Below are 23257 nucleotides of genomic sequence, written 5' to 3'. Positions count from 1 at the left end.
CCGCAACCGGTTTCGGTTGGTGCAGCCGGCTCACGCCGCCGTGCTTGCGGCGCCCCCGACCCTCAAGCCGCCATGCTCGACGATGAAATCGATGACCTCCCGCAACCCCTTGCCGCGCGACAGGTCGGTGAAGCCGAACGGCCGCTTGCCGCGCATGCGGGCGGCGTCGCTCTCCATCACGTCGAGATTGACGTTCACATAGGGTGCCAGGTCGCTCTTGTTGATGATCAGGAAATCGGAACGGGTGATCGCCGGACCGCCTTTCCGCGGGATCTCCTCGCCCTGGCACACGGAGATGACATAGAGCGTGAGGTCGGCGAGATCCGGCGAAAAGGTGGCGGCAAGATTGTCGCCGCCGGATTCGATGAAGATGATGTCGAGATCGGGGAACTTGCGGTTGAGCTCCGCGATCGCCTGCAGATTGATCGAGGCGTCCTCGCGGATGGCGGTATGCGGGCAGCCGCCCGTCTCGACGCCCACGATGCGCTCCTCCGGCAGCGCCTGCAGCCGCGCCAGCATGATGGCGTCTTCCCTTGTGTAGATGTCGTTGGTGACGACGGCGATGGAGAGTTCATCGCGCAGCGCCTTGCACAGCTTTTCGGTAAGCGTCGTCTTGCCCGAACCGACGGGGCCGCCAATGCCGATACGAAGGGGACCGTTGGGCTGCGTCATGTCGGGAACTCCGTAATGGCGAGGACTGCGAAGCCGAGCCCGATCAGCAGGCACAGCGGCGAAAAGAGCCTGATATCGAGCCGCGCGAAAGGCTGTTCCGGTGCCAGCCGGCGCCACCAGGGCGTGAAGCCGGCAATGCCGCGTCCGAGGAACACCAATCCGATCAGCAGCGCGGTGGCGGCGAGGCCTTCCCTGGGAAAGGGCGAGGCAAACACGCCCTCCAGAGCCATCGGCCAGAGCGTCGCCAGCGCCAGGCAGGCGGCGACGGCAAAGCAGGCGAACGGCGCCGGCATCTCGTCGACGCCGCGAAAGCCGACCACCGCATGCGCGCAGGACGCTGCATCCTTGCCCGGCCATATCCCGCCAATGCCCCAATAGACATGCAACGCGGTGATCACCAGCAGGACGAAGGAGAGGACGAAGGCAAGGACGATCATGAGCGGAACAATCGCGAATACTGGGTTTCGTGGTGCATCGCCATGACGTCAGAGACAAAGGCGCAACCGCCGAGATCGTCCAATGTCGAGCGGGATGCGCGGGCGGCGGTCGCTAGGGCCAGCGGCTCGAAGCCGGCGAGCAAACTGGTCGCGCCGCTTTGTCCGACGACACCCAGCCGGATCGCGGCCTGGACGAGGTTGGAGAAGAAGGCCTGCAGGAAGGCGCACAGCGCGTCCTGAAGCGCGATACCATTGCCGCCGGCAACAGCGCCGACGGCGATGCAGTACGCACAATCGGCGGGCAAGCGCTCCAGCACGGGAGTGGGCCAGGCGGCGGCCGCTTTGAGGAAAGCCGCACCTTGCAGCATGGTCTCGGCATGGCGCTCGCGCGACCCGGCCAACGCCTCGGCCAGTGCGGCGACTTCGGCCGGATCGTCACCTTCGCGGGCTTTGCGCCAGCTCTCGGCGAACAGCACGGCATCGTTCCAGGCGGAGCCTCTCTCGACCAGCGTTTCAAGCCATGCGGCCAGGCCCGCCGCATCGGTCACCAGCCCATCATGCACGGCGCGCTCGAGACCATGGCTGTAGGAAAAGCCGCCGACCGGAAAGGCCGGCGACAGCCACGCCATCAATCGCAGCAGGGCGATGCCGGATGGCTGGTCAGTCATGGTGATCATGGTGATCATGGTGATGATCGTGGTGGTCGTGCGAATGGCTGTGCGAATGCGCTTCGGCGTGGCTATGGGCATGCGCATGGCCGTGGTCATGGCCGCCGGAATAGGCGCCGCGCACCGGTTTGAACGGTTCGGAAACCTCGCGCACCGTGGCCCCGAGCCCCTCCAGCATCGCCTTGATGACATGATCGCGCAGGATGAGGATGCGCTCCGCCTCTATCGCCGCCGCGAGATGGCGGTTGCCGATATGCCAGGCCAGTTCCGCCAGATGCACGGCGTCGCGGGCGCGGATGTCATAGACCTCCTCCGGCGCCGCGATGATCTCGACGTGGCGGCCATCTTCCAGCACCAGCCGGTCCCTGTCGTCGAGCGCGACGGGCTCCGGCAGGTCGACCAGCACCTTGCTGCCGTCGGACAATTCGATCGCCCGGCGGCGCAGATGCCGCTCGTCATGGGCAAGAACGGCACGACCGGATGGCGCCGTGGTGCCGGCATTGCCAGAGGTCAGCACCGAGATGGCGCGCGGGAACTTGGTGAAGTCGGTGTTGAGGTTGAGCTTCATTTCATGGCTCCGCCATTGGCTTGCGCCCGGGCACGGGCAGGGCGTGAAAGCACGCGGTCGAAATAGGTGTTGACGCGTTCGGATTCTATTGGAAAGCGGCCGGCTCTGGCCCAGCCGCCCATGTCGCCGAGCAGCACGTCGACAGCCGAGAACCGGTCGCCGAGCGCGAATGGCTTGTCGCCCAGCCGGCGGTCCAGCGCCTTGACCTCGGAGGCGAAATCGTAAGCGGCCGCGGGGCCGACATCGACCCGGACCTCTCTGGGCAGCAGGAAACGGTGGCGCAATTTGTTCCACAATGGCGCTTCCAGCTCGGACTGGGCGAAATGCATCCAGGAATCCATTTCGGCGCGGCCTGCGAGGCCGGGACTGGCGCCCATGCCCTTATCCGCGTGCTTATCGGCGAGATAGACGCAGATCGCCGCCGAATCCGTCAGCGTCAGCTCGCCGTCGATCAGGATCGGCACCTTGCCCGAGGGATTGAGCGCATAGGCTTCGGGCGAGCGCAGGGGAATTTCGACGAATTCATAGGCCTGCCCGAGTTCTTCGAGCATCCACAGAACACGGCTGACCCGGGATCCACGCGATCCGACGGCCTTGTACATGGTTGAACCCTGCCTTTCCCGGTCAGCCTAGAGCATCCGCGGCCGTCATACGATCGTGTCGAAGAGCCGCAGGATGAACGATATCTGATAGATCAGCGCCGCCGCGACGAAGGCGATGTGGAACCGGCGGTCGCGCACCAGGATCGCGACGATGCACAACGCGACGAAGACTGGCGTCCGGAACAGATACTCGCTGCCGAAGCGGGCGAAATGCTCCGGCCCCTTCAGCAGCGTGTCGATCACGTCGAGCAGGTAGGTCGCGGCCAGCAGGCCGAAGAACCAGGCGCGGCGCGAATAGAAGAAATCCTCATAGCTGGTGTAGTCGAGCATCGAATCCGGAAACAGCAGCGCGCAGAGCAGGAACAGGGTGATGGCGTAGAAGATGATGAACAGGTACTTGCCGAAGGTCCATGTTTCGATGGCGTAGAGGCCGAACTCCCACCACCAGAAATGCACCAGCATCAACAGCACCGAAGCGACCCAGGCCAGATGCACCGTATAGAGCCGGTATTGACCGGGATGCTGGACGATGCGCGCCACCCCCGACAGCAGGCGCGCGACGCCGAGCCCGATCACCATGCCCATGACGATGCGGATATGCGGGAAGATGTCGTGGGGCGAAGCTATTTCGGTGGCCATGCCGAATGCTCGCCAGGTGATGGAACGTCCGTCAACACACCACCGTCAGTCTATTCGCGCATAAGGTTGTCTGAAGACCACGGTGATCCTGGGAAATAGTCATCGTCCAGGATTTCCTTGATCCCATAGGGGCAATGGACAGGGAAATCCCGATCTCTCAGGCCTGTTTCGTCCAATGCCTTCAATCTTGCTATCTTGAACTCTCGATCGAGCACCTGCGCAGGATATTTTTTGAGGCTCGGACTTTCATCAAGCAGGCCCTCAATCCGAAGCCGTTGCTCCCGAATTGTCAGCAACCAGCCCGTTTTGCGCTGCTCAGACTGAAACTCCCATTTCAGCAAGTGAAGGACCAAAGTGCCAAGCCTGCTCGCAATTTCCCTTTTGTCGCTCCGCCCCAAGCTCTCGATCTCCTCGGCAACATTCTCACGATCGAGGTCGGAAAGACGACCTTCGCGCAGCAACGCGCCCTGCTCGGCGCACCACTGAGCATAGTCGGCCTCGTAGGGCGTCAATTGCTGTTTGCGAAATATCTTGTTCATTGAGGAGATATTGCTCCCAAAGTGCACAATTTCCAAGTCCGCGGAGAACGAGTGGGCCCATTCGGGCAGCCCGGCACAACCCACTCATCGCCGCATTTGACGAGGGCAATGGCTCGCGGCGATCTTATCAAAACAGAAAATACCGCTGCCCCATCGGCAGCACCGTCGCCGGTTCGCAAGTCAAGAGTTCGCCGTCGGCACGAACCTCGTAAGTCTCGGGGTCGACTTCGATATGCGGCGTGGCGTCGTTGAGCACCATCGAATGCTTGCCGATGCCGCCGCGCGTGTTTTCCACCGCGACGAACTGCTTGTCGATGCCGAGCCGGCCGTGCAGACCGGACTCCAGCGCCGCCTTCGAGACGAAGGTCACCGAGGAATTGGTCCGCGCTTTGCCGTAGGCGCCGAACATCGGCCGGTAGTGCATCGGCTGCGGCGTCGGGATCGAGGCGTTGGGGTCGCCCATCGGCGCCGCCGCGATCATGCCCCCGATCAGCACCATATCAGGCTTGACGCCGAAGAAGGCCGGGTTCCACAGCACCAGGTCGGCGCGTTTGCCGACGGCGACCGAACCGATCTCCTTCGACAGTCCGTGCGCGATGGCCGGGTTGATCGTGTATTTCGCGATGTAGCGGCGGACGCGGAAATTGTCGTTGTCGCCGGTTTCCTGCGGCAGAGAACCGCGCTGGCGCTTCATCTTGTCGGCGGTCTGCCAGGTCCGGATCGCCACCTCGCCGACGCGGCCCATCGCTTGTGAGTCCGAGGAGATGATCGAGAAGGCGCCGATGTCGTGCAAAATGTCTTCCGCCGCGATGGTCTCCTTACGGATGCGGCTTTCGGCGAAGGCGATGTCTTCCGGGATCGACGGCGACAGATGATGGCAGACCATCAGCATGTCGAGATGCTCGGCCAGCGTGTTGACCGTGTAGGGCCGCGTCGGGTTGGTCGAGGACGGGATGACGTTGGGCAGGCCGCAGACCTTGATGATGTCGGGCGCATGCCCGCCGCCGGCGCCCTCGGTGTGGAAGGCATGGATGGTGCGGCCCCCGATGGCCGCCACCGTGTTCTCGACGAAGCCGGATTCATTGAGCGTATCGGTGTGGATCATCACCTGGACGTCATGGTCGTCGGCGACCGACAGGCAGCAGTCGATCGCGGCCGGCGTGGTGCCCCAGTCCTCGTGCAGCTTCAGCGAGCAGGCGCCGCCCAGCACCATCTCCTCGAGCGCCTCGGGCAGGGAGGCGTTGCCCTTGCCCGACAGGCCGATATTCATCGGGAACGCGTCGAAGGACTGGATCATGCGCGCCATGTGCCATGGCCCGGGCGTGCAGGTGGTGGCGAGCGTGCCATGTGCCGGGCCGGTACCGCCGCCGAGCATCGTGGTGATGCCCGACATCAGCGCTTCCTCGATCTGCTGCGGACAGATGAAATGGATATGCGCGTCGAAGCCGCCCGCGGTAAGGATCTTGCCTTCGCCGGCGATGATCTCGGTGCCGGGGCCGATGATGATGGTGACGCCATCCTGCGTGTCCGGATTGCCGGCCTTCCCGATTGCCGCGATGCGGCCGTCCCTGAGGCCGATATCGGCCTTGAAGATGCCGGCGTTGGCGTCGATCACCAGCGCATTGGTGATGACGGTGTCGACCGCTCCTTGCGCGCGGGAGACCTGGCTCTGGCCCATGCCGTCGCGGATCACCTTGCCGCCGCCGAATTTCACCTCCTCGCCATGAATGGTGAAATCCCTCTCGACCTCGATGATGAGTTCGGTGTCGGCAAGCCGCACCCTGTCGCCGACGGTCGGGCCGTACATCTGCGCATAGGCGGCGCGGGTTATTCTGGCCATCAGTGATTGCTCCCGAATTGCGGTGCTGGTGAAGCCGGGCTGCACATTGCCGCCATCCAATGGTCACGCAATGACCCGCTGGCCGACACCTTCTGATCCCATTTGGCGGTTGAGGTTGGCAGGTCACCCCAAAACGACCGTTTGCCAAATCGATGGAAGGAAAATCCATGCGCAAAACGATAGTTCTCGCCGCTGCCGCCACTCTGATGCTGGCAGGCGCCGCCAGTGCCCAGCAGCAGCCCGCGCAACAGCCCGCTCCAGCAGCGCCGGCCGCGCCCGCCCCCGGCGGGCAGCAGGCCGCGCCGACGATCCAGAGCGTCAACATCGTCGACATCACCGAACTGCCGAAGGACACCCAGACGCAGGTCAACCAGGTGATCGCCCAGCGCGGCGATGCTGGCCTGCAAAAGCTGCGCAGCTCGATCGACGCCACGCCCAAGGTCAAATCCGCCCTCGAGGCCAAGGGTATGACCTCGGCGCAGGTGGTCGCGGCCAGCATGGAGCCCAACGGCGCCCTGACCCTGATCACCAAGAAGGCGAGCTGACGGCGCGCCTGCGCGGCGGGCCGTCGTCCGGTCCGCCCGCGCTATCTGGAAGGGAACCTTGGCCGGGCAGGAGCCGTTTCGTTTCATCGGCGCTGAATGGCGCCGCGAAATGAACCCGTCCAGGAGCGAGCGATGGCGATCAACCCCGGCAAGAGACGGCTCTGTGCCTTCGCCTCGATGGCATTCCTGGTGGCAGGCAGCCCCGGAGCCTCCCTTCACGCGCAAGGGCTTGAAAGTCCGGAGACCGTCAACCGGATCATCGGTTCCGACGTCAAGCAGGAAGAAACCAGGAGCGATGCCGAAGCGGGCAAAGTCGCCAGGGCGATCGACCGGACGCGTGAAAACATCGGCACGGTGCGCAAGACATCCAAGCTCGACAAGGTCGATATCGTCTTCCTGACCGATGCCGCGCGCACCGAAGGCGGCCCGCCGCCGGCGATCGAGACCAAGGTCAAGCAGCATCAGGACGACATTGCGGAGCTGCGCAAGGAGATCGAGGCCAACGCGCTGCTGTTCAATGCCATCGACTCGCGACGCGTGCTTGCGCAGGACGTTCTCGCCGTGGAATTCGACGATCCCGGAAAGATCGTTATCTATGCGGCGGCCAAGCCGTCCGATTGAGCCGAGAGCACAGCTCGCTTTCATGCTCGCCCGAAAGCCCTTTGCGGTCTTTGCACGCCGCGCATGAGGCGCCATCGGCCTCACAGTTTACCCATCACCTTCTGCTGAAAGCCATAGACCTCGCGCTTGCCGCCCAGCGGCACCAGCGTGACGTCGCGCTCCTGTCCGGGCTCGAAGCGCATGGCGGTGCCGGCGGCGATGTCGAGGCGCATGCCGCGCGCCCGTTCGCGGTCGAATTTCAAGCCCTCATTGGTCTCGAAGAAATGATAGTGGCTGCCGACCTGGATCGGCCGGTCGCCGCTGTTGGCCACTTTGAGCGTAGCCGTCGGCAAGCCTTTGTTCAGGTCGATGTCGCCGTCGGCGGGAATGATTTCACCTGGTATCATCGTTCGTCACACGGCGCCGAAGACGAGGCCGAGCCCGATCGCCATGCAGGCGGCACCCGCGGTCCGCACGAGCACGCGAAACCGGGTGCCGAGGCCAAGCCCTGCGGCGATGCCGGCGGCGTGCAGCAGCGCCGTGGCGACGGCAAAGCCGGCCATATATTCAAGCCCTGCGGCATTTTCCGGCACTTCGGTGCCATGGGCGTGGCCATGAACCAGCGCGAACGCGCCGATGATGGCGACGCCGGCCGAGACAGGAAGATCGACGGCCAGCGCCACGAACAATCCGAGCGCCACCACCGACGCCAGTATGCCCGGCTCGACAAAGGGCAGCGGCACATGCAGCATGCCGAGCGCGCCGCCGGCCAGCATCACGCCCACGAACGCGGCCGGCCAGGCCCACATGGCTTTGCCGCCTTTCTGTGCCGCCCACAGGCCGACCGCGACCATCACGGTCATATGATCGAGGCCGGAGAGCGGATGCATGAAGCCGGCGGTGAAGGAGGAGGTCGTGCCTGCCCCGACATGGGCATAGGCGGGCATTGCGGCAGCCAGGAGCAGGATCGCAGAGAGGCACAGGCGTTTGGCTTGGATCATTCTACTTGCCTTTCGTTTGTGAGCGCAGAGGTCACGCGGCCTTGGCCGGACCGCAGCCCTCGGCTTTGAGGACGCGCCTGGTGGACGCCGGATATTTCTCCAGCATTGCCGGCGGACGGATCGGCCGTGTCGAGAAATTGCCGCCGCAATTGGGGCAGGTGCCGCCGAGCACGGTTTGCACGCAATCGGCGCAGAAGGTGCACTCGAAGGTGCAGATCAGCGCATCCGTCGCTTCCGGCGGCAGGTCCTTGTCGCAGCATTCGCAGTTCGGGCGCAGCTCAAGCATGTTTGTCCTCACCGTATCGGCTCATGCACGGTCACCAGCTTGGTGCCGTCGGGGAATGTCGCCTCCACCTGCACGTCGTGGATCATCTCGGCGATGCCATCCATCACCTGGGCGCGGCTGACGACGTGGGCGCCGGCTTCCATCAGCTCGGCGACCGGGCGGCCGTCGCGGGCGCCTTCGACGACGAAGTCGGTGATCAGCGCGATCGCCTCCGGATGGTTGAGCTTGACGCCGCGCTCCAGCCGCTTGCGCGCCACGATCGCCGCCATGGCGATCAGCAGCTTGTCTTTTTCCCTCGGCGTCAGGTTCATGCGTTTCCCTGGAATGATGCGGACACGATCACAGTGACCATATTTTGGGCAGTCCCGCCTTTCCGTTGAGCAAGCCGACGAGCGGAACCAGATGCTGGCGCAGCCGGTAGCCGTCGCCGGCGTAAAGCCTCGCAAGAAGCTTGCCAGATTCCTGCACGCTCCAGGCGCTGGCGCCGCCCTGGCCGCCAATGATCTCCCGAACCGGATCGAGAAGCGCTTCCGCCCGCGGCGAGATCAGCAGCACCGTCGCCATCGCGACGGCGCCGCCGGCGATCGGCGGGCGCGCCAGGATCGCGGCGATGTCGGGCCCGATGCGGAAATCCTCGGCATGGATGAGAGCTCCGCCCTGGCGGATGCGCCAGCGGTCGTGAAAGCCGCCCTGGACCGCGCGTTCGCCCATCGCCGTCCGGCCGAAGATGGTGGCTTCCAGCACCAGCGCCTCGGCGCCGGCGGCAAGCTCGAGGTCGAGCGTGCGGGCAAAGGCCGATCGGTCGAAAACGATGGTTTCCTGCGGCAGCCAGGCGATGCGGCCGTTTTCGCCGACCCTTAGCCGGACGCCGACTTCGGCCCTGTCGAACGCGGCGCGATAGATCTTCTCGCATGCCTGGGTCGTTATCGTGGCGCTGGCATGCGCGCCGACGTCGATCTCCCAGCCGAGGCGGTCGCCTCCGGTCAGCCCGCCCGCGGTGTTGATCAGCACGGCTTCCAGCGGGCCGCCGGAAACGGCCGGCATCCTTATCTTGGCGGAACCGTCCTGATAGAGGCGGCGCAGCCTTGTGCGGCCGTCTTGGCTGGCGCAGACGAGCTGCGCAAGACCGGCCGCCCGCTGCGCCGGCGGGGCCGAAAATCCGGTATCTACGATCGTATCCACGCCGTCAGGTTAAGCACCGCGGCGGTTTTGTCGATATATAGCTTGTTGCTTGATGGCGTTTCCGTTTCTATAGAGGGAGCCACCTTGGTACGCTCATGCGACGCCTGGCGGGGGTCTAAGGCGACGGTCGCGGCCTGATATCGAGGACAAAAAGGCGCTGTTCAGTTGGCGTCGGGAAACGACAAAGTGGGGAAGAGACCGAATGGCTGACCAACTGGCGACCGAAATCATCGAAAAGATCAAGGCTCATGCCGAGCCGGGCGGCGAGGAGATCACCACCAGCACCGAATTGACGGCGCTCGGCATCCATTCGCTGGAACTGACCGAGATCATCTTCGATCTCGAGGAGCAGTATGGCATCGAGATCGAGATGAACACGGTCGATGCCTGGAGCAACCTGAAGAATGTTGGCGACATGGTCGAGGCCGTTCGCGCGCTGATCGCGAAAAAAGCCTGACCGGATGCACAAGCGCGTCGTCATTACCGGCATCGGCGGGCTGTGTGGTCTGGGCACCGATGTGCAGGCCATCTGGACCGAGATGCGGGCCGGGCGCTCGGCGATCGGTCCCATCGACAACCCGTTCCTGCACGATTTGAAGGTCAAGATCGGCTGCGAGATCAAGGCCCTGCCCGACCATGGCATCGAGCGCAAGCAGCTGGTGTCGATGGACCGTTTCAGCCTGTTGGCGGTGATTGCCGCCCGCGAAGCCTTACAGCAGTCCGGCTTGGCCCCCCATGCGGACAATACCTACCGCATGGGCGCCGTCATCGGCATCGGCGTCTGCGGCTTCGAGACGGTCGAGGAGAACTACCGCGCCATCCTGATCGAGGGCAAGAATCGCGCCGGCATCTTCACGGTGCCGAAGGTCATGCCGGGTGCCGCCGCCGGCCAGGTCAGCATGCATCTCGGCCTGCGTGGACCGGTGTTCGGGGTCACTTCGGCCTGCTCGTCGGCCAACCACGCCATCGCATCGGCGGTCGACCAGATCCGGCTCGGCCGCGCCGACGTCATGGTCGCCGGCGGCACCGAGGCGCCGCTGGTCTGGGGCGTGCTGAAGGGCTGGGAAGCGCTGCGCGTGCTGTCGCCCGACACCTGCCGGCCGTTTTCGGCCGATCGCCAGGGCCTGGTGCTCGGCGAAGGCGCCGGCATGGCGGTTCTGGAAAGCTACGACCATGCGGTGGCGCGCGGCGCAAACATCCTCGCCGAAATCGTCGGCGCCGGCCTCTCGGCCGATGCCTCCGATATCGTTGCGCCGACCATAGAAGGGCCGGAAGCGGCGATGCGTTTCTGCCTGGCGGACGCCGGGCTGAACCCCGAGGATATCGACTATCTCAATGCGCACGGCACCGGTACCAAGGCCAATGACCAGATCGAGACCGCCGCGATCAAGCGCGTCTTCGGCGAGCACGCGCGCTCGCTTTCCGTCTCGTCGACCAAGTCGATGCATGCCCATTGCCTTGGCGCCTCGGGCGGGCTGGAGATGATCGCCTGCGTCATGGCGATCCGCGAGGGCGTGGTGCCGCCGACCGCGAATTTCCGCGAGGCCGACCCCGATTGCGATCTCGACGTGACGCCGAACGTCGCGCGCGAGCGCAAGGTGCGTGCCGCCATCAGCAACGGCTTCGCCTTCGGCGGCACCAATGCGGTGCTGGCCTTCAAGGCGATCTGATCCCGGCGATCATGGTCTTCCCTGCAGGTCTCCATCTGCCGGCACCCTTCGATTTGTTGACTGTGCGTGCACGGCCAAACGTCTGCCGCCGCATTGATCATGCCAGGGCCCACGCCTAATCCTTTGCCCACCACGACCGCGCCGCTCGGTGCGATTCCCGCCCAGGAGTTCTCGATGGCCGACCTGTCCGCCTTTCCGATCACCGCCCGCTGGCCGGCCAGGCATCCGGACCGGATCCAGCTCTATTCCGCGACGACCCCGAACGGGGTGAAGATATCGATCGCGCTGGAAGAGATCGGCCTGGCCTACGAGCCGCATTATGTGGATATCGGCAAAAACGAAAGCTGGACGCCGGAATTCCTGTCGCTCAATCCCAACGGCAAGATACCGGCGATCATCGATCCGAACGGTCCCGACGGCAAGCCGATCGGCCTGTTCGAGTCCGGCGCCATCCTGCTCTACCTCGCCGACAAGACCGGCCTGCTCGTCCCGGCGGACGCGGCGCGGCGCTACGAGACGATCCAGTGGGTGTTCTTCCAGATGGCCGCCGTCGGCCCGATCTTCGGCCAGGTCGGCTTTTTCCACAAATTCGCCGGCCGTGAGATCGCCGACAAGCGGCCGCTGGAGCGGTACCGCGATGAATCGCGCCGCCTGCTCGGCGTTCTCGACGGCAGGCTGCAGGGCCGCAAATGGATCATGGACAATGACTACACCATCGCCGACATCTCGCTCATCGGCTGGGTGCGCAACCTGATCGGCTTCTATGAGGCGCGCGACCTCGTTGGCTTCGATGATTTCGTCAGCCTGGCGGCATGGCTGGAGCGCAGCCTGGCGCGGCCGGCGGTGCAGAAAGGCCTGACCATTCCGGCAAAGGGCTGAAAGCTCCCGCCGCCCTGGGCGGCGGAATGTCGTAGGCTCGGCTATTTCGCCTTGGCTTTCGAGCCGCCTTTGCCCATCACGGAAGCCGCCAGCGAAGCGGCGCCGCGCGCCGTCGCCACCACCGCGCCGGCTGCAACGCTCGCCGCCGTGCGAAAAGCGCCGGGCTTGTCTGGCGCCGGCTTGCGCGCGCTGGCCGGCCTTGCGGCCGCGGCCGCGACTTTCCGAGGTGCGGCCTTGCCGAAGCTGGGCTTGGCGTCCTTCGAACGTTCGGCGATCGCCGGACCAGCGCCGGCTTTCGCCTGCGTCGTCTTCGCCGTCCTGGTCTTGGCGGCCGCCGGTTTTCTTGCCTTGGTTGCCATTGCAAAATCCCCTTACGCCGGACAATCGGGTTCGCGGTCATAACGGTGCGAAACCCCTTAAGGTTCCCGCCTCCAAATATCGACAATTAAACAGGTTAACCAATCACCAGATCGGCCGCCCGGCGCCGCGCCAGCACGCGTTCGATGTTGGGCATGTCGTTGGAGGCGATCCAGGCGCGCGCATCCTCCTCGGAGCGGCCATGTTCGTGCCAGCGCTCCATCAGCCGGCGCTCAAGCTCGTTGCGCGGCACCTCGACGAAGATCGAGAAATCGAACAGCGGCGCCAGCCGCGACCACGGCTCCTCGTCGAGCAGCAGATAATTGCCCTCGACCAGGATGAATTTGGTCTCCGCGCCGATGATCGCGGCCGCGGCGCGCGACAGTTCCATGGTGCGGTCGAACACCGGGATGGCGATGTCGGGCTCTCCCGCCCGGATGCGCTTCAGAAGCGTCTCGAAGCCGCCGAAGTCGAACGTATCCGGCGCCCCCTTTCGCGCGCGCAGCCCGCGCCGGTTGAGAACGATGTCGTCATAGTGGAAGCCGTCCATCGGCACGACCTCAACGGCGCCTTCCGGCAACAGATCGTGCAGGCTCGCCGACAATGTCGACTTGCCGGCCCCCGGCGGTCCGGCAATGGCGACGATGAAGCGCTTTGCCTTGCCGGCGCGCTTGAAGATGGTGGCGGCGAGATGGGCGATTTCGGACATGGCAGCCTCGCGTGCCCTGATGGTTGGCGCGACCGCTATTCTGGCGGCACTCGGCGGAAATTTCAAACCGGCATTTTGGGTAAGGAACGGCGGTCGAATGTCAAAAGCGGGGCGTTCGAAGCATCCACTCAGCCAGCCGCGGCCTGGCCGATGCGCAGGAAATCGCTGTCGAACGGCACCTCCCGCGCCGGGCCTCCGCCCAAGAGCCGCATGCGGCCGTCCGCCGTGGTGACCTCTTGCGGCGGCTCGGTGCCCGACAGCGGCAGGGCGCCGATGACATGGCGGAAGGAGACGCTGGAGCCTTCGCCGAGCGCGAACGCGGTCGCCACGCCTTCGCGCGTCAGCCAGTTGTCTCCGATCGAGGCGGCATGGCCGACGGCTGTGCGCCCGTCCTCGATGCCGAGCACGCCGAGATGCCGGCCGCTCCACGGCGCGTAGTCGCGGCCGCCATTGCTGAACCACAGCATGGTGACCGGCAGCTCGGCCGGGTTCTTCAGCACCAGAACCAGGTCGTCCTCTGCCCGGCGCGCCAGGGCCGTCCAGCCCGGCCCGCCATGATCGGCCTCGACCAGCGTGACGAAATCCTCGCGCCGGTCGTCCATGCGGTAATCCGTCAGGTCGAGCGTCCCGCCGCCGGCGGCGGGAAAATGGCCGAGATCGCTGGTGCGTCCGGGATAGGCGAGCAGGAAGCGGCCGCGCGTGGGATCGGGCTCCAGCGGATCGGCGGGCGAGGCGGCGAAGCGTTTTGGCGAAAAGGCCAGCCTGCCGCCATCCGTCATCGCCGTCATCGGATGATGGGCGACCGAGATCGCGCCGTGGCCGCCGGAAAACACATGTTCCTGGTAGAGAAAGGCATGGCCGTCGCGCAGCGTCAGGATCTTGTCGACACTCGCGCCCATCACCTTGCGGCGCAGCCGGAAAACGGCTCGCCAGCCGCCGTCCACGGCGCTGCTTTCGGTGACGTCCCAGGCGCTGTTGGCCGGCCAGCCATGCAGCGGCGCTTCGTCGACGTCGCTGCGCGAAAACGGCGCGCACAGGAAATCGCCGGACAGCCGCACCGTGCCCTCGGGCAAGTCGGCCGGCAGCGTATCGCGTGGCGCGCCGACCCAGGGCGCGCGGTGCAGCGGCCGCAATTGGCGCCCGCCATCCTCGACAACCATGTCGGCGATATGGCCGACCGTGGTGTCGAGCGAAACCGAAATGCCGCGTGCCTTGAGGGTGACCGTATCCATTGCGCTCTCATCGAATCCGAAAGCGCAACAAGAACCGTTCGCCACCGGATGCGCAAGCACCGCGACCGGCATTTCGCATCAGCGTTGGAAGGCTTGGGTTCCTCGCCCCCGCGAAAGGCGGGGGACAGGTGGCCGCGAAGCGGCCGGAGAGGGGGCTTTCGTAGGGCGCAGACCTGCAATGTCTCCAGATCATACGGCATGGTCGGCGCTGCCCCCGCTCCGTCTCGGCTTCGCCGAGCCACCTCTCCCCCACTTTCTGGGGGCGAGGAAACCCAAGCTTGAAGCAGACAAAGCTGGGGCTACCGCCATTAACCAAATGGACGCAGCCGGCAGGTTACGTTAGCTTCGCCGCATCTCAGCAACAGCCTGACCCGAACAGACTTGCCCTTGTCCCACCAGCGTCGCCTTCCGCTCGTCCAGAGACTTTTCGTCGCCCTTGGCCTGTTGCTGATGGCTGCGGGCTGCTCGACCACGACGCCGCCGGACTCTGTGCTGGCCGTGCCGGCGCCGCCGCAGAAATACGCGGCCATCGTCGTCGATATCAGAAGCGGCAAGCAGCTGTTCGAGGTCAATTCGAGGGCGCCGCGCTATCCGGCCTCGCTGACCAAGATGATGACGCTCTACCTGCTGTTCGAGGCGATGGAGAGCGGCCGCGTCTCCAAGGAAACGCAGATCCCGGTCTCCGACCACGCCGCCTCGCAGCCGCCGACCAAGCTGCGCTTCCGGCGCGGGGAAACGATCGACGTCGATTCCGCCATCCGCGCCATCGTCGTCAAATCGGCCAATGACGTGGCGGTGGCGGTGGGCGAATATCTCGGCGGCTCGGAGGAGCAGTTCGCCGCCATGATGACATCCAAGGCGCGCCAGCTCGGCATGACCAGCACCGTTTTCCGCAACGCCTCGGGCCTGCCCGACGGCGGCCAGGTCACCAGCGCGCGCGACATGGCGGTGCTCGGCATGGCGCTGCACCAGCGCTTCCCCCAGCATTTCCACTATTTCTCCGAAAGCGACTTCATGTTCCGCGGTCGGCTGGTGCGCGGCCACAACGACATGCTCGGCCGCGTGCGCGGCGTGAACGGCATCAAGACCGGCTATATCAGGGCCTCCGGCTTCAACATCGTCACCTCCTACGAAGCCGACGGCCGCCAGCTGATCGTGGTGGTGATGGGTGCCGACAGCGCCCGCCAGCGCAACGACCATGTCGAGGCGCTGATCCAGCGCAGCCTGTCGCCGGCGATAGCGGACGCCCCGACAAGGGTGATGTACGCCGAACAGCAGTGAGCGGGCGAGCTGTCGTCGCCGCTTTCGCCAATCACCAGCGTCGCGAGGATAGCGCCGGCGTCGCGGCGCTCCTTTCTCGCCGTCACTATACGGGGAGAAATGCCCGGCAGGGCAATGAGGGGCGGCGCCGGCGCTCGAAAGCGGACGCCAGCGCCGAAACCTGCAATCTGCCGCCAGTTGTCTCCGATAGGAATTTTTTCTTGACAGGGTGAGGGCCACTATGCTACTGTTCTCGCTATGGTGCTGATTTGCGCCAGCCGCCCGCCGCAAGGCGGGTTTTTTGTTGCCGTCGGCCAACCTCGAATGTCTCTCTACCAGGCGAGCCCCGAAAGGCGGCCCGCTGCCCCCTTCCTGTCACGCAATCGTCCGCAAGGCATGGCATAGGGCTGCTCAAATCCGCCGCGATGCTGGCTAAGCATCGCCCCCTCGGTCTATCAATCTTCCACCACGGCAGGAGCCCGCATCATGAGCACCGTTCCCAAGGCGTCCGAGCAGCAGGCGGCGGACAATGACAGCGGCGGCGAATATTTCGAGGCGCCGACCACCGGGGAGGACCTGCACGGCGTTTCGGACGAGCATTTCGACACGCCCGAGGTGCCCGACTCCGAACCGGCGGGCCCCGGCGCCTCGCGGGCCAAGCCCAAGAAAAGACCGTCGGCGATCTCGGGCCGCAAATTCCGCAAGCGCGACCTGGTGCGCATCGACGATTTGCGCCCGAGCCTCGCCGACCGCATCCGCTCCGACCATCCGGGCCTGCCGCATGGCGCCCGCATCAGCCGCGAGGAGCTCGGCCGCTACCGCATGCGCTACATGGAGGAGCTGCTCCAGCAGGAGCATGGCGAATTCTCCGAGCTCGACCGCCAGGTGGTGGAATCGATCGCCCGGCAGGACACGATTTCGGAAAACTCGGAAGAGGAGTTCGAGGAGCACCGCTCGTTCGCCGACCGCGTCTCCGACAATATGGCCGCCTTCGGCGGCAGCTGGTGGTTCCTGATCTCGTTCGCCGGCGTGCTCCTGGTGTGGATCGCCATCAATCTATTCGAGGGCTTGAACCGCGCCTTCGATCCCTACCCCTTCATCCTGCTCAACCTGCTGCTCTCCTGCATCGCCGCCATCCAGGCGCCCATCATCATGATGAGCCAGAAGCGCCAGGAGGTGAAAGACCGCCTGCGCTCCTTCAACGACTACCGCGTCAACCTCAAGGCCGAGCTCGAAGTGCGCCATCTGCACGAAAAGCTCGACTACCTCATCTCGCGCCAATGGACGCGCCTGGCCGAAATGCAGCAGATGCAGCTCGACGCCATGCACGAGCTGACGGGCGCGAAGAAGGCCAAGCGCGCGGTGCGGAGGAGGCGGGCGGTGAAGGGTGAGGCGGGCGGGTGAGGCGTGGTGTGTGCGAAGTTGATGACGACCATCTAGGCGTGACGTGCGGGAGCCGTCGATAAAGGATCCATTACATCGCGAGCGGCCGCTCCAACTGGACATTGAGCTGGAAATTCAAGACAGTCTGCGCCACGCATTCATCGGGTGGGTACGCTTTTGAGCGATATTAAACTGTTTCAATTCAACCATGGGCAGATTCAGGAATTGGCCGGCTCTGCCATGCAGGTCGAAAAATCGCTTCAGCATATTTTTGAGGCAAATCTGGAGGCGCTGTTAGGTGTTCGATTCCTTGCAAGCCAGCACTCAACCGGATCAGTCCATGGCGGCCGCATCGACACGTTGGGGCTCGATGAAGACGATTGTCCCGTGATCATTGAGTATAAGCGTGCGGTAAACGAGAACGTCATCAATCAGGGCCTATTTTACCTTGATTGGCTTCTCGATCATCGAAAAGAATTTCAATGGCTTGTCCTGGAAAAGCTTGGTCCTGAGGCCGCTAAGAATGTCGATTTCTCGGCTCCAAGATTGCTATGTATTGCTGGCGATTTCACCCGCTATGACCAGCACGCTGTCAAGCAGATCGCCCGGAACATTGAGTTGATAAGATATCGGCAGTTTGGTGAATCCATGCTCATGTTGGAACTCGTTCACGCACCCAAGCTGGCCAAGGTAAACACATTTTCAGCCGCACCCGACATAAAGAGCACTGCCGGCGACACCACGATGGCCACCCCGAACGAAGACTCGGAAGACCCTTATGCCACATACCGCATGGCGTATCGTCTGTCGCAAGCGAGCCCGGCTTTGCGCGATCTCCACGACGCCATCCGGGACTTTCTGATCGGCCTTGGAGACGACGTTCAGGTCAAGGAACTAAAGCTATATACGGCGTTTAAGCGCATAAAAAACTTCGCCTGCCTTGAAGTCTACCCTCAGCCAAAGGTTGCCGTCGTCTACCTGAAGCTAGATCCACGGACAATCGAGATTGAGGAGGGCTTCACCCGCGATGTGACGAAAATTGGCCACTACGGAACTGGCAATCTGCAAGTTTCAATCAGGTCAATGGCTGATTTCCAGAAGGCGCAGCCGTTGTTCATGAGAGCATATGAAGGATCGTGATCGACGCTCTCGCGTTGGTTCTGTGCGCCAGCCCTTTCGATTTCGCAAAACGCACTTGCCCGTTGAAGCCCGCGCCTGGTTCCGCTAAGAAGCCGTGACTTGCCGGTTCATCGGCTGGTTCGTTTTCCGGATCGCCGGGAAGCACCCGTAGCTCAGCTGGATAGAGCGCTGCCCTCCGAAGGCAGAGGTCACAGGTTCGAATCCTGTCGGGTGCGCCAACGGCATCAGTGTACAACCCGGAGACATAGGTTACGGTTTATACCGGAGACATGGGGTAACACTTCGGCCGAAAAGATGTTGAAGTGGTTCGAGCCTGCGCGCCCAACCCTCCGATATCCTAAACCCACCCAGCCTCCTCGAAAAACCCCGGCACGTCGTCCAGCCCTCGTGCCACCGCGTCCGGCTCATAGTCCGCCGGCGGCTTTCGTCCCGTCCCGCGATCGACCCACACCGCGCGAAAATGCAGGTCGCGGGCGGCGGTCAGGTCGAGATGCGGGCTGGCGCAGATGTGGACCAGCTCGTCCTTGGTCACGCCGAGGGTGCGCCAGGCGTGTTCGAAGATCTGCCGCGACGGCTTGTAGGCCTGCGCCTGTTGCGCCGTGATGACCCGGTCGATGGCGCCGCCCAGCTGCGCGACGTTGCCGGCGATGATGGCGTCATCGGTGTTGGAGATGATCGCCAGCCTGAAGCCGGCCTGCTTCAGCTTTTGCAGCGTCGCGACGACCTCCGGGAAAGGCGGCATGCGGCCGATCGAGGATGTCAGCAGGTCGGCGTCGCCGGCCTCCGCTTCCAGCGAAAAGTCCCGCATCGCCAGATGCAGCGCTTTGGCCGTCACCTCGGCGAAGGAGAGGTGCGGCTTCGTATGCTCGAGCTGGTGTTCGTGCCGGTCGTAGACCGGGATGAATGTCTCAGCCTCGATCCTGCGGCCCTTGCGCGACAGGATCGTCTCCATCGCGGCCATCAGTCCCTCATCCCACTGGATCAGCGTTCCATAACAGTCGAAAGTAAGCCAGGTCGGGCGCGGTCCGGTGAGTGCCATTCGGAAACCTTTTGCGGAAGACGTCGGGAGCCCCGGAGACACCTTAGACCACCGCGCGCTTTTATCCAGATGCAGGATTCTCCGCATTGGACGGCCGCCCTCTCGGCCGTCTACATCATCTTTGCCGCGTCCCGGCACCGTAGGCACCGGGAAGCCGCGCTCGCGCCGCAGGCAGGCCGATTGCGCCCATCTACCAACGACGCCTATGCACTCGCCGTCAGGGTAGAAATCTGGTCGGTGTCGTAGCGGTCCCGCAGCTCGGCAAGCGCCTTTGGATCGGGGGACCCCTTTGCGGCCAGCCTGGCGAGTTCCTCGAAATAATGCTCGTGGCCGGGCGGCGAGACGGTCATCAGCACGCGGGCGGGCTTTTCGCCGACATTGGTGATGTTGTGCTGCACGCCAGGCGGAATGAACAGGAAGGTGCCCGGGGTCGCCCGGATCACCTTTTCGCCGACGTGCCAGACACATTCGCCGTCCAGCACATAGAAGGTTTCTTCCTGCACGCGATGCACATGCAGGCCGGTGGCGAAGCCGGCCGGTATGGTCCAGTCGAACATGCTCGTGTGCCTGGTATCCTCGCCGGTGACGAGGAACACCATCGGCTGGCCACGCAGCATGACCCCCTTGTTCTCGTCGGGCATCCGGATGACAGGGGCGGCGCTCATTTGATCCTCCATCGGTTCGCTGCGTTTTCCCGCAGCACCGGCACAGAATGCCTCTACCCGGCCGGCCAGTCGTGAAGCCGTTGCGAAATCATTGCGAAAAGATTGCAAACGGTATCTCCTCCGGAAAATGGCAACGAGCCTCGCCTTTGGCCCTTTTCGCATCGACGGCGGAGCCGGGATCCTGTTCCACGGCGACCAGCCGACGCCGCTCGGCCAACGCGCCGTCGCGCTGCTGGCGCTGCTTGTCGAACGCACGGGCAAGCCGGTTTCGAAGCAGGCGCTGATCGAGGCCGTATGGCCCGGGCAAGCGATCGAGGACAGCAATCTGACGGTGCAGATCGCGGCGGCCAGGCGCATGCTCGAGAACGCGGCCGGCGGCGGAAGCTGGATCGAGACGCTGCCGCGGCACGGCTATCGTTATGTCGGGCCACAGGTCGCGATTGGTGGTCTCGGTCCGGAGGCACCCACGCTGACATGGCCCGGCAAGCCTTCGATCGCGGTTCTGCCGTTCTCGAACCTGAGCGGCGATCCTGAGCAGGACTATTTCGCCGACGGCATAGTCGACGACATCATCACCGGCCTGGCGCGCATCAACTGGCTGTTCGTCATCGCCCGCAACTCCTCCTTCACCTACAAGGGGCGCGCTGTGGACGTGAAGCAGGTCGGCCGCGAGCTCGGTGTCCGCTACGTGCTCGAAGGCAGCGTGCGCAGGGCCGGCGGCAGCGTGCGCGTGACCGGCCAGATGATCGACACCTCGACCGGCGCCCACATATGGGCCGAGCGCTTCGACCGGGCCTCCGCCGATATTTTCGCGCTGCAGGATGAGATCGCCCTTGCGGCCGTCGGCGCGATCGCGCCGAGCCTGCGGCGTGTCGAAATCGAGAGGGTGAAGCGCAAGCGCCCCGACAGTCTCGATGCCTACGACCTCGTGCTGCGGGCCCAGCCGGACGTGGATTCCGGCATGCCCGAGCGGGTTGCGCAAGCGCTTGTGCTGCTCGAACGCGCCATCGAACTGGAGCCGACCTATGCGCTTGCCCACGGCAATGCCGCCATGTGCCACCATTGCCTGTTCCTTCGCGCCGGCCTGCGGGAAGCCGATCGCGAGGCTTCGATCCGCCATGCCCGGCTGGCCATCCTGCACGGACAGGACGACGCATCGGCGCTTACCCTTGCGGGGTTTTCGATCGGCATGGATGGACATGACCGCAAGGCCGCCTTCACCGCGTTGGAAGCCGCGCTCGCCGTCAGCCCGTCATCCGCCCTGACCTACATTCTGGGCAGCGTCATCCTCGGCTGGAGCGGCGAAGCCGAGCAAGCCATCGAGTGGAGCGAGCGCGGGATGCGGCTAAGCCCCTTTGATCCATGGGCCTTCGCCGCCTTCGATGCCCAGGCGATGAGCCATTTGCTGCGCGGCCGCTACGACGAGGCCTGCCGCGCCGCATACAGGTCCGTTCAGGCCAATCCCGCCCACAGCATCACCTATGTGCAATTGGCCGCCGCTTTGGCCAAGCTCGGCCGGCTGGAAGAGGCGGCGGCGGCAGCGGCGCGGGTGCGTGAGCTGCATCCGACGTTTCGCTACAGCCGGCAGTTCGCCGCCGTACACTGCGCCCCGGCGCTCGCGCAATGCCTCGGCGAGGCGCTGCAGGCCGCCGGTTTGCCGCAATAGGGCGGCTCTCGGTCCGTTTACCGCACCACGCCCCTGCAAGCCCAGGCCACGTTGGCGAACGACCGCGGCCCATCCGGCCGGCCTGCCTCGTAGGCATCGCGGACGGCGGCCTCGGTGCGCGACCGCTCGGCTGGGTCGAGCGTCATCATGTATCTGCCGAGCGGCCCTTCGCCGGCGCCGATCGGCGCCCAATAGTCGTCGAAATCCCGATAGTCCATGCGGATCATCAGCTCGGTTTCGGTGACGTCGGCCAGCTCCTGCTCGATAAAAGTCCGCTTCATTTCTCCCGGCTGCATCATCGGCTGGAAGCAATAGCGGCTGCGCATCTGGCGTCCGCCTTCGCTGAGCGCGGCCGCCGTGTCGATCATCATTCGCATGCCGGGCATGCCGCCGAGATGGTCCCACACGACGGCCGCGACCACGCCGCCCGGCCGCACCACGCGGCGCATTTCGCCCACCGCCTTGCCGGCCTCCGGCACGAAATGGAGCACGAGCAGCGCCAGCGCGCGGTCGAAACGATCGTCGGCGAACGGCAAGGCGGTGGCGTCGGCCTGTTGGATCTCGATGCGCGGATCGCTGTTGCGCCGCTGTGCCGCCTCGACGAAGACAGGCGAAAAGTCGATCGCCGTGATCGCCGCGAGGTCGGCGGATTTCGCCAGCTCGAACGTCAGGCTGCCGGTGCCGCAGCCGACGTCGAGGATCTTTTCGCCACCGGCAAGCCCGGCGAAGTCGATGAATTTGGGCGCGAGCTTGCGGCTCCAGCGGCCCATGAGCTGCTCATATCCGGATGCATCGTGAACGGTGAAACTTGAGGTCATCTCGCTCTCCCTGCGCTGAAGAGGAGAGGCTAGGCTAATTCCGAGAAAAGCGTGAGGCGGTTTTCCGTCCGCGGTCGCGCGACCTCCCTTCGACGAATGGCTAGTGCTTGGGCGTGGGCTCCGCGCGTGTTAGCCCTCACTGGCGGGTCAACATCGCCCAGCTCCGCCTTTCGGTGGGTGCCTGGGCGAGCGAGGCCGCTTCGACCGCGCCGGTTCCCGGCCCGCCAGATCCGCGCCTCCCCAGCCCGTTCGGCATCCTGGCGCAACGGGCCGGCCGAACGCCCCGGCTTCAAGGCCGCACGGCGGTCACTTCGATTTCGACCAGGAAGCCGGGGCCGGCGAGGCCCGCGACCTGCACCACCGAACGCGTCGGCAGGTTCGGCTGGTCCTTGGTCCCGAAAAACTTCGTGTAGCCTTTCATGAAGCCGGCGAAATCCATCTTGCCGCCCTTGGCGGGATCGCCGACCAGGAAGACCTGCATCTTGACGACGTCGCCCATCTTCAGGCCGAGATCGGCCAGCGTCTTGTCGATCGACTTCAGCACCGAGCCGGTCTGGGCCTCGGTGTCGCCATAGGCCGCGACCGTTGCCTTGTCGGCCTTCTCGTCGATGACCGACGGCACGGCGCCGCTGAGATAGACCGTGGTCTTGCCGGCCGGCACCTCGACGGCGCGCAGGATCGGAAAATCCGAATTCGGAATCTTGTGGCGAACGACGTCGTCGGCCAGCGCGGCGCCTGCCGCCAGCATTCCCGCCGCCAGCACGGCGGCCCCGATCCATGATTTCCCGATCGATGGTTTCATGACCTGTTTCCTTCTGTTCGAGAGGACGGCGGGCGCCGGAATGCCCGCCACGCGGTTT

General features: G+C 64.6%; 29 protein-coding genes and 1 tRNA gene. 10 read left to right on the top strand and 20 right to left on the bottom strand.

Annotated elements, in window-relative coordinates; all coding sequences use genetic code 11:
• Positions 1 to 30: 30 nt before the first annotated feature.
• The 8 genes from ureG to ureC form a co-directional block, all read right to left on the bottom strand.
• A complete protein-coding gene (ureG, locus tag LB566_RS20550; RefSeq protein ID WP_224626285.1) occupies positions 31 to 672 on the bottom strand; it encodes an urease accessory protein UreG in 642 nt (213 codons plus the stop codon).
• Positions 669 to 1109 carry a DUF3995 domain-containing protein gene (locus tag LB566_RS20545; protein ID WP_224626282.1) on the bottom strand — a complete coding sequence of 147 codons (441 nt, stop codon included), beginning with the start codon at positions 1107 to 1109 and terminating at the stop codon, positions 669 to 671. Before LB566_RS20545 ends, ureG begins: the two co-directional genes overlap by 4 nt.
• The gene (locus LB566_RS20540; protein WP_224626689.1) at positions 1106 to 1777 is read right to left on the bottom strand and encodes an urease accessory protein UreF; all 672 of its coding nucleotides are present in this window, start codon (positions 1775 to 1777) and stop codon (positions 1106 to 1108) included. The genes LB566_RS20545 and LB566_RS20540 overlap by 4 nt, the downstream gene beginning before the upstream one ends.
• Positions 1770 to 2345: an urease accessory protein UreE gene (locus LB566_RS20535; protein WP_224626279.1), complete on the bottom strand. Its 576-nt coding sequence runs from the start codon at positions 2343 to 2345 to the stop codon at positions 1770 to 1772. Before LB566_RS20535 ends, LB566_RS20540 begins: the two co-directional genes overlap by 8 nt.
• Positions 2342 to 2947 (bottom strand): glutathione S-transferase family protein, encoded by a 606-nt coding sequence (locus LB566_RS20530; protein WP_224626277.1) that lies wholly within the window; start codon positions 2945 to 2947, stop codon positions 2342 to 2344. The genes LB566_RS20535 and LB566_RS20530 overlap by 4 nt, the downstream gene beginning before the upstream one ends.
• Before the next feature lie 45 nt (positions 2948 to 2992).
• Complete coding sequence (locus tag LB566_RS20525; protein WP_140551572.1) at positions 2993 to 3586, bottom strand: hypothetical protein; 594 nt, start codon at positions 3584 to 3586, stop codon at positions 2993 to 2995.
• Positions 3587 to 3636: 50 nt separating this feature from the next.
• Positions 3637 to 4125 carry a DUF29 domain-containing protein gene (locus tag LB566_RS20520; RefSeq protein WP_140491324.1) on the bottom strand — a complete coding sequence of 163 codons (489 nt, stop codon included), beginning with the start codon at positions 4123 to 4125 and terminating at the stop codon, positions 3637 to 3639.
• Positions 4126 to 4252: 127 nt separating this feature from the next.
• Positions 4253 to 5965: an urease subunit alpha gene (gene ureC / locus LB566_RS20515; RefSeq protein ID WP_411910495.1), complete on the bottom strand. Its 1713-nt coding sequence runs from the start codon at positions 5963 to 5965 to the stop codon at positions 4253 to 4255.
• Positions 5966 to 6132: 167 nt separating this feature from the next.
• On the opposite strand from ureC, the gene LB566_RS20510 reads away from it, so the two are divergent.
• Both LB566_RS20510 and LB566_RS20505 read left to right on the top strand, forming a co-directional pair.
• Positions 6133 to 6510, top strand: a complete 378-nt coding sequence (locus LB566_RS20510) for a hypothetical protein (protein ID WP_140514392.1) — start codon at positions 6133 to 6135, stop codon at positions 6508 to 6510.
• A 132-nt stretch (positions 6511 to 6642) separates the two neighbouring features.
• Positions 6643 to 7131, top strand: a complete 489-nt coding sequence (locus LB566_RS20505; RefSeq protein ID WP_140551569.1) for a hypothetical protein — start codon at positions 6643 to 6645, stop codon at positions 7129 to 7131.
• A gap of 80 nt (positions 7132 to 7211) precedes the next feature.
• Here LB566_RS20505 and LB566_RS20500 read toward each other — a convergent pair whose 3' ends face one another.
• From LB566_RS20500 to LB566_RS20480, 5 genes are read right to left on the bottom strand one after another with little or no spacing between them, the layout of a single operon-like run.
• Positions 7212 to 7517: an urease subunit beta gene (locus LB566_RS20500; RefSeq protein WP_224626274.1), complete on the bottom strand. Its 306-nt coding sequence runs from the start codon at positions 7515 to 7517 to the stop codon at positions 7212 to 7214.
• A 6-nt stretch (positions 7518 to 7523) separates the two neighbouring features.
• Entirely contained in the window at positions 7524 to 8111 is a 588-nt protein-coding gene (locus LB566_RS20495) for a HupE/UreJ family protein (protein ID WP_224626229.1), read from the bottom strand.
• A 31-nt stretch (positions 8112 to 8142) separates the two neighbouring features.
• The gene (locus tag LB566_RS20490) at positions 8143 to 8397 is read right to left on the bottom strand and encodes a DUF1272 domain-containing protein (RefSeq protein WP_224626227.1); all 255 of its coding nucleotides are present in this window, start codon (positions 8395 to 8397) and stop codon (positions 8143 to 8145) included.
• Positions 8398 to 8405: 8 nt separating this feature from the next.
• Complete coding sequence (locus LB566_RS20485; RefSeq protein WP_056254120.1) at positions 8406 to 8708, bottom strand: urease subunit gamma; 303 nt, start codon at positions 8706 to 8708, stop codon at positions 8406 to 8408.
• A 28-nt stretch (positions 8709 to 8736) separates the two neighbouring features.
• Positions 8737 to 9579: an urease accessory protein UreD gene (locus LB566_RS20480; RefSeq protein WP_224626224.1), complete on the bottom strand. Its 843-nt coding sequence runs from the start codon at positions 9577 to 9579 to the stop codon at positions 8737 to 8739.
• A gap of 202 nt (positions 9580 to 9781) precedes the next feature.
• Here LB566_RS20480 and LB566_RS20475 point away from each other — a divergent pair, with 202 nt between their 5' ends.
• The 3 genes from LB566_RS20475 to LB566_RS20465 all read left to right on the top strand — a co-directional run bounded on the left by LB566_RS20475 (position 9782) and on the right by LB566_RS20465 (position 12128).
• Positions 9782 to 10036, top strand: a complete 255-nt coding sequence (locus tag LB566_RS20475; RefSeq protein ID WP_140491308.1) for an acyl carrier protein — start codon at positions 9782 to 9784, stop codon at positions 10034 to 10036.
• Positions 10037 to 10040: 4 nt separating this feature from the next.
• Complete coding sequence (locus LB566_RS20470; protein WP_224626221.1) at positions 10041 to 11249, top strand: beta-ketoacyl-[acyl-carrier-protein] synthase family protein; 1209 nt, start codon at positions 10041 to 10043, stop codon at positions 11247 to 11249.
• Positions 11250 to 11423: 174 nt separating this feature from the next.
• Positions 11424 to 12128, top strand: coding sequence for a glutathione S-transferase family protein (locus LB566_RS20465; protein WP_224626218.1), 705 nt, complete (start codon positions 11424 to 11426; stop codon positions 12126 to 12128).
• Between the two features lie 41 nt (positions 12129 to 12169).
• On the opposite strand, the gene LB566_RS20460 is transcribed toward LB566_RS20465, so the two are convergent.
• The 3 genes from LB566_RS20460 to LB566_RS20450 all read right to left on the bottom strand — a co-directional run bounded on the left by LB566_RS20460 (position 12170) and on the right by LB566_RS20450 (position 14426).
• Entirely contained in the window at positions 12170 to 12487 is a 318-nt protein-coding gene (locus LB566_RS20460) for a hypothetical protein (RefSeq protein ID WP_224626216.1), read from the bottom strand.
• Between the two features lie 95 nt (positions 12488 to 12582).
• On the bottom strand, positions 12583 to 13194 hold the full coding sequence (locus LB566_RS20455; protein ID WP_224626214.1) for a nucleoside triphosphate hydrolase: 612 nt from the start codon (positions 13192 to 13194) through the stop codon (positions 12583 to 12585).
• A 128-nt stretch (positions 13195 to 13322) separates the two neighbouring features.
• The gene (locus LB566_RS20450) at positions 13323 to 14426 is read right to left on the bottom strand and encodes a hypothetical protein (RefSeq protein WP_224626211.1); all 1104 of its coding nucleotides are present in this window, start codon (positions 14424 to 14426) and stop codon (positions 13323 to 13325) included.
• A gap of 387 nt (positions 14427 to 14813) precedes the next feature.
• Here LB566_RS20450 and LB566_RS20445 point away from each other — a divergent pair, with 387 nt between their 5' ends.
• From LB566_RS20445 to LB566_RS20430, 4 genes are all read left to right on the top strand, one after another.
• A complete protein-coding gene (locus LB566_RS20445; protein WP_140551557.1) occupies positions 14814 to 15707 on the top strand; it encodes a D-alanyl-D-alanine carboxypeptidase family protein in 894 nt (297 codons plus the stop codon).
• Positions 15708 to 16172: 465 nt separating this feature from the next.
• Positions 16173 to 17090, top strand: coding sequence for a DUF1003 domain-containing protein (locus LB566_RS20440; RefSeq protein ID WP_224626209.1), 918 nt, complete (start codon positions 16173 to 16175; stop codon positions 17088 to 17090).
• A 156-nt stretch (positions 17091 to 17246) separates the two neighbouring features.
• On the top strand, positions 17247 to 18209 hold the full coding sequence (locus tag LB566_RS20435; RefSeq protein ID WP_224626206.1) for a DUF5655 domain-containing protein: 963 nt from the start codon (positions 17247 to 17249) through the stop codon (positions 18207 to 18209).
• Positions 18210 to 18350: 141 nt separating this feature from the next.
• A tRNA-Arg gene (locus tag LB566_RS20430) sits at positions 18351 to 18427 on the top strand.
• 119 nt (positions 18428 to 18546) lie between these two features.
• Here the strand turns inward: LB566_RS20430 and LB566_RS20425 are convergent.
• Together LB566_RS20425 and LB566_RS20420 are read right to left on the bottom strand one after the other, a co-directional pair.
• On the bottom strand, positions 18547 to 19248 hold the full coding sequence (locus tag LB566_RS20425; protein WP_224626204.1) for a haloacid dehalogenase type II: 702 nt from the start codon (positions 19246 to 19248) through the stop codon (positions 18547 to 18549).
• Positions 19249 to 19451: 203 nt separating this feature from the next.
• A complete protein-coding gene (locus LB566_RS20420) occupies positions 19452 to 19913 on the bottom strand; it encodes a cupin domain-containing protein (RefSeq protein WP_224626187.1) in 462 nt (153 codons plus the stop codon).
• 127 nt (positions 19914 to 20040) lie between these two features.
• Between LB566_RS20420 and LB566_RS20415 the strand changes: the two genes are divergently transcribed.
• On the top strand, positions 20041 to 21579 hold the full coding sequence (locus LB566_RS20415; protein WP_224626184.1) for a winged helix-turn-helix domain-containing tetratricopeptide repeat protein: 1539 nt from the start codon (positions 20041 to 20043) through the stop codon (positions 21577 to 21579).
• 17 nt (positions 21580 to 21596) lie between these two features.
• On the opposite strand, the gene LB566_RS20410 is transcribed toward LB566_RS20415, so the two are convergent.
• Both LB566_RS20410 and LB566_RS20405 read right to left on the bottom strand, forming a co-directional pair.
• Positions 21597 to 22397 (bottom strand): class I SAM-dependent methyltransferase, encoded by an 801-nt coding sequence (locus LB566_RS20410; RefSeq protein WP_224626183.1) that lies wholly within the window; start codon positions 22395 to 22397, stop codon positions 21597 to 21599.
• 289 nt (positions 22398 to 22686) lie between these two features.
• Positions 22687 to 23199, bottom strand: a complete 513-nt coding sequence (locus LB566_RS20405) for a RidA family protein (RefSeq protein WP_140550467.1) — start codon at positions 23197 to 23199, stop codon at positions 22687 to 22689.
• Positions 23200 to 23257: the final 58 nt, after the last annotated feature.

This window comes from Mesorhizobium sp. CA13 (assembly GCF_020165235.1).
Taxonomy (GTDB): Bacteria; Pseudomonadota; Alphaproteobacteria; order Rhizobiales; family Rhizobiaceae; genus Mesorhizobium.
This window is presented reverse-complemented; position numbering and strand designations above follow the sequence as displayed.

Excerpts from the sequence above, each read along its gene's own strand:
- ureG (WP_224626285.1), bottom strand. The coding sequence starts at position 672 with ATGACGCAGCCCAACGGTCCCCTTCGTATCGGCATTGGCGGCCCCGTC.
- LB566_RS20545 (WP_224626282.1), bottom strand. The coding sequence starts at position 1,109 with ATGATCGTCCTTGCCTTCGTCCTCTCCTTCGTCCTGCTGGTGATCACC.
- LB566_RS20540 (WP_224626689.1), bottom strand. The coding sequence starts at position 1,777 with ATGACTGACCAGCCATCCGGCATCGCCCTGCTGCGATTGATGGCGTGG.
- LB566_RS20535 (WP_224626279.1), bottom strand. The coding sequence starts at position 2,345 with ATGAAGCTCAACCTCAACACCGACTTCACCAAGTTCCCGCGCGCCATC.
- LB566_RS20530 (WP_224626277.1), bottom strand. The coding sequence starts at position 2,947 with ATGTACAAGGCCGTCGGATCGCGTGGATCCCGGGTCAGCCGTGTTCTG.
- LB566_RS20525 (WP_140551572.1), bottom strand. The coding sequence starts at position 3,586 with ATGGCCACCGAAATAGCTTCGCCCCACGACATCTTCCCGCATATCCGC.
- LB566_RS20520 (WP_140491324.1), bottom strand. The coding sequence starts at position 4,125 with ATGAACAAGATATTTCGCAAACAGCAATTGACGCCCTACGAGGCCGAC.
- ureC (WP_411910495.1), bottom strand. The coding sequence starts at position 5,965 with ATGGCCAGAATAACCCGCGCCGCCTATGCGCAGATGTACGGCCCGACC.
- LB566_RS20510 (WP_140514392.1), top strand. The coding sequence starts at position 6,133 with ATGCGCAAAACGATAGTTCTCGCCGCTGCCGCCACTCTGATGCTGGCA.
- LB566_RS20505 (WP_140551569.1), top strand. The coding sequence starts at position 6,643 with ATGGCGATCAACCCCGGCAAGAGACGGCTCTGTGCCTTCGCCTCGATG.
- LB566_RS20500 (WP_224626274.1), bottom strand. The coding sequence starts at position 7,517 with ATGATACCAGGTGAAATCATTCCCGCCGACGGCGACATCGACCTGAAC.
- LB566_RS20495 (WP_224626229.1), bottom strand. The coding sequence starts at position 8,111 with ATGATCCAAGCCAAACGCCTGTGCCTCTCTGCGATCCTGCTCCTGGCT.
- LB566_RS20490 (WP_224626227.1), bottom strand. The coding sequence starts at position 8,397 with ATGCTTGAGCTGCGCCCGAACTGCGAATGCTGCGACAAGGACCTGCCG.
- LB566_RS20485 (WP_056254120.1), bottom strand. The coding sequence starts at position 8,708 with ATGAACCTGACGCCGAGGGAAAAAGACAAGCTGCTGATCGCCATGGCG.
- LB566_RS20475 (WP_140491308.1), top strand. The coding sequence starts at position 9,782 with ATGGCTGACCAACTGGCGACCGAAATCATCGAAAAGATCAAGGCTCAT.
- LB566_RS20470 (WP_224626221.1), top strand. The coding sequence starts at position 10,041 with ATGCACAAGCGCGTCGTCATTACCGGCATCGGCGGGCTGTGTGGTCTG.
- LB566_RS20465 (WP_224626218.1), top strand. The coding sequence starts at position 11,424 with ATGGCCGACCTGTCCGCCTTTCCGATCACCGCCCGCTGGCCGGCCAGG.
- LB566_RS20460 (WP_224626216.1), bottom strand. The coding sequence starts at position 12,487 with ATGGCAACCAAGGCAAGAAAACCGGCGGCCGCCAAGACCAGGACGGCG.
- LB566_RS20455 (WP_224626214.1), bottom strand. The coding sequence starts at position 13,194 with ATGTCCGAAATCGCCCATCTCGCCGCCACCATCTTCAAGCGCGCCGGC.
- LB566_RS20450 (WP_224626211.1), bottom strand. The coding sequence starts at position 14,426 with ATGGATACGGTCACCCTCAAGGCACGCGGCATTTCGGTTTCGCTCGAC.
- LB566_RS20440 (WP_224626209.1), top strand. The coding sequence starts at position 16,173 with ATGAGCACCGTTCCCAAGGCGTCCGAGCAGCAGGCGGCGGACAATGAC.
- LB566_RS20425 (WP_224626204.1), bottom strand. The coding sequence starts at position 19,248 with ATGGCACTCACCGGACCGCGCCCGACCTGGCTTACTTTCGACTGTTAT.
- LB566_RS20420 (WP_224626187.1), bottom strand. The coding sequence starts at position 19,913 with ATGAGCGCCGCCCCTGTCATCCGGATGCCCGACGAGAACAAGGGGGTC.
- LB566_RS20415 (WP_224626184.1), top strand. The coding sequence starts at position 20,041 with ATGGCAACGAGCCTCGCCTTTGGCCCTTTTCGCATCGACGGCGGAGCC.
- LB566_RS20410 (WP_224626183.1), bottom strand. The coding sequence starts at position 22,397 with ATGACCTCAAGTTTCACCGTTCACGATGCATCCGGATATGAGCAGCTC.
- LB566_RS20405 (WP_140550467.1), bottom strand. The coding sequence starts at position 23,199 with ATGAAACCATCGATCGGGAAATCATGGATCGGGGCCGCCGTGCTGGCG.